Below are 3,396 nucleotides of genomic sequence, written 5' to 3'. Positions count from 1 at the left end.
TGCAGGCTACCATAGGATTTTTTGATGTTGCTCGCCGCCAGGATTGTCATCAGTTCCGCTCCTCGCCGAGGGCTGTAGGCTTCCTGCGGCGCCCCAGCTTTTGGAAGAGRCCGGCAATTCCGGATGGCGCAAGCAAGACCACCACGAGCAGAATGCCGCCGACCATGAACTCCGACAATCCGACGAATGTGCGGGTGAAATAGCTGACGGAGATCAAGCCGAACGCGCCGATCACGGGTCCCCAAAACGAGCTCGCGCCTCCGAGCAGCGTCGCGAGCATGGGCTGAGCGGACGTGAACCACGACATGCTGTCGGTCGAGATGATCTGTGCCCAAGGCGCGGCAAGAGCACCGGCGAAGGAGGCTATCGCGCCGGCCAGCGTGAAAGCCGACACACGCTTGCTTCTCACATCGATCCCGAGAAAAGCGGCCCGCTCGCTGTCGATCCGGACCGCGAGAAGAGCGCGGCCGCGCCGACCTGAAACAAACCACAGAAGGCCGCCCGTCACCAAGGCGCACGCCACCAGCATGAAATAGTAGAATGCCGTTGGCGGACGAAGGTCCAATGTGAATAAACCAAGGTTGATCACGGGTCGCGCGAGACCAGACAAGCCATCATCCCGCCCCAGAAAGTCCGTGTAGCTCACGAACAGGAGCACGAGCTGTGACAGGGCCAACGTCAACACCGCAAGTTGGATGCCCGCGGCGCGCTTGAGCACGATCAGCGCAATTACGAAAGACGAGATCGCCCCGATTGCCGTTGCCATGACGATCGCAACCAGAAAAGGAATCGGCAAGCGGTGAAACATGACCGCGGCGACGGCGTATCCCCCGATTCCAAAGAACATGGCGTGGCCGAACGACGCCAGCCCTGCATAGCGAAACATCAAATTCCACGACAGCGCGAAGACCGATTGGAGCATGGCCAATCCGATCAGAAAGAGCAGTCCTTGATTGACGAAAAACGGCGCGAGGGCGAGAGCTGAGAGAAAGGTCGCAACCGCCAGGATATTCACCGCGAGACGTGTGTCCATCAAGCATGCTCCGGGAATAGGCCGTCCGGCTTGAGCAGGATCACGGCAATCAGGACGACATAGGAGACGGTGCCAGGCATGGACGGCAGCAGAACGGAGTTGAAACTTTCGAACAGGCCGAAAATCAATGCCGCGAAAAATGCGCCTCGAATGCTGCCCAGCCCTCCAACGATCACGGAGTTGAATGCAAGTAGAAGATAGGAATGGCCGAGACTGAGCGACAGGCTTTGATTGGCGACGAGAAGCCCGCCTGCAAGCCCCGCCAACGCGAAGCTCGCGCCCACGCTGAACAGCTTCAGCCGCTGAACGCGCAGCCCCATGAGACTCGCCATCCAGGCGTCACGGGCAACCGTCTGAACCAGCTTGCCGAACCACAATCGGTTGAGCCCGACTTCGAGCAGCACGAAGACGGCAACGCCACAGAGCACGATGAAGATCGAATAATATGTGAGGATGATGCCCACATCGAAGGACTGATCCAGGACCGGTGGCGGATAGACCGCATAGATGTCCTGACCAAAGATCATTTTCGTGGCGCCGTCGCAGAGCAACAAGATCGCGAACGTTGCAATGAGGGTGTAGTCGTTGGCGACACCGGCCAGTCGGCGCAATACGACTAGATCCGTAATCACGCCCATTGCGCCGACAGCGAGCGCAGCAACCAACGCGGCAAAGAGATACCAGGGGAGCGAAGACGGGTCCTGACCCGTGATGGAATGGGCGATATACGCCCCAATCATGAAGAAACTTCCATGAGCGAAGTTGAAGACCTTCAAGATTCCGAAAACCAACGTCAATCCCGCCGCGACAAGGAACACGGCCATGCCGAGGACGATGCCATTGACGGCGGCGAATGCGATTTGCGATGTCACCGGGCGGCCTCCGCAGACATGGTCGGGACGGGACCTCGTTGATTCAGTAAGTCGGCCTTCAATTGATCCTTGAGGACCTTTCCAATCGAATTCATCGGAAGGCGCTCCATGAGATGGAGCTCCTCCGGAAATTTTTGACGCGCGATGCCGGCATCTGAAAGATAGGCTCGCATCTCCTCGATCGTGAGATCGGCGCCGGCCTTGGGGACCAGGAATGCAACGGCGCGCTCTCCAGTGCGATCGTCCGGAATGCCGACAACCACCACGTTGACGATCGACGGATGTGCAAGCAGCGCGTTCTCGATCTCGCGCGGGCTGATGTTCTCACCATTTCTGATGATGATTTCCTTTCTCCGCCCTGTGATCTCCAAGAACCGACCATCGACCGCGCGGCCCACATCGCCCATCTTGAAATAACCGTCGGCAGTGAACTGATCCACCTCGTCGCGGTCGTCGAGATAGCCAATGAACATCCGCGCGGATTTGGCGACAATGTCTCCGCTCGCGCCGAGGGAGACTGGGGCGTTGTTCTCGTCCCGGATGCGGATGTCCGCCATGATCTCTCCGTCCGTCGTCCGGCCGTGAAATGCATCTTGTCTGGTGCGGACGCCGGGACAGATGATCGGCACCTCGGACGACCCGTAGGCGCGCGAGATGACTGCGTTCTCGAATTGGTTTTGAGCGCGCTCGATCAATGAGACCGGTACGCTCGCCCCACCGCATACAAAGCGCTTGAGCGAAGAAAGGCGGCTTCCCTTGGCAACTGCCGCGTCGAGCAACCCTTGAAGGAACGGCGTCGCCCCCGCGAGAAACGTCGCTCCCTCGGCATCCATCATCGCCACTGCCGTGGCGGCGTCCCACGCCTCGAGGAGGATCGCGGTTGCACCGGTAAGCCATGGCATCTCGAATGCATACATCGATCCGCCGATATGCCCGACCGGCGAAGGCACGAAGAGTTTGTCGGATCCATCGACACCCCAGAAATCCGCTCCCTGCTGCACGGTCGCGTGCACCGTGTGGTGGCTGTGCAGCACGCCTTTGGGGCTGCCCGTGCTTCCGGATGTGTAGATGATGAGTTTTACCGCGCCGTTATCCGTCTTGAGCGGCTGGATGATCTCACCTTCCTCGCCGATCAGTTCCTCGTAGGATGACGCCCGGTTTACCGGCGACCGGACCGTGAATATGCGATCAGCGCGTTTCGTTTCGTAGTTCACGCGTCCGATAAGAGCCTCGAAATCCGTATTGCGGAATCCGCTCGGGATGAACAGCACGTCGCTGCGGCATTGCGAAAGGATGAAGCTGAGATCGCGCTCCCGATACATCGGCAAGAGCGGATTGACGACAAAACCGTACAACGCGCATGCGAGGTTTATGACGCAGGCCTCGTGCCAGTTCGGCAATTGGAAGGATACGACCGATCCGGCTCCGATACCCCGGCGCGAAAGCGCGCTGCCAAGTCGCAGCGCCGCCGCATGCAGATCCGCCCTCGAC

The 3,396-nt window shown here is 59.4% G+C and carries 3 protein-coding genes; all 3 read right to left on the bottom strand.

Annotated elements, in window-relative coordinates; translation table 11 throughout:
• Positions 1-49: 49 nt before the first annotated feature.
• Positions 50-1,033 (bottom strand): branched-chain amino acid ABC transporter permease, encoded by a 984-nt coding sequence (locus tag AC1DT3_RS15535; protein ID WP_477466146.1) that lies wholly within the window; start codon positions 1,031-1,033, stop codon positions 50-52.
• Positions 1,033-1,905 (bottom strand): branched-chain amino acid ABC transporter permease, encoded by an 873-nt coding sequence (locus tag AC1DT3_RS15530; protein WP_477466145.1) that lies wholly within the window; start codon positions 1,903-1,905, stop codon positions 1,033-1,035. Before AC1DT3_RS15530 ends, AC1DT3_RS15535 begins: the two co-directional genes overlap by 1 nt.
• On the bottom strand, positions 1,902-3,396 hold a 1,495-nt coding region (locus AC1DT3_RS15525; RefSeq protein ID WP_477466144.1), incomplete at its 5' end, for an AMP-binding protein. The genes AC1DT3_RS15525 and AC1DT3_RS15530, both read right to left, overlap by 4 nt.

It is taken from the genome of Microvirga sp. P4_G7 (assembly GCF_056401005.1).
The sequence above is the reverse complement of the archived record's forward strand: the minus strand, read 5'-3'. Positions and strand labels throughout refer to the sequence as shown.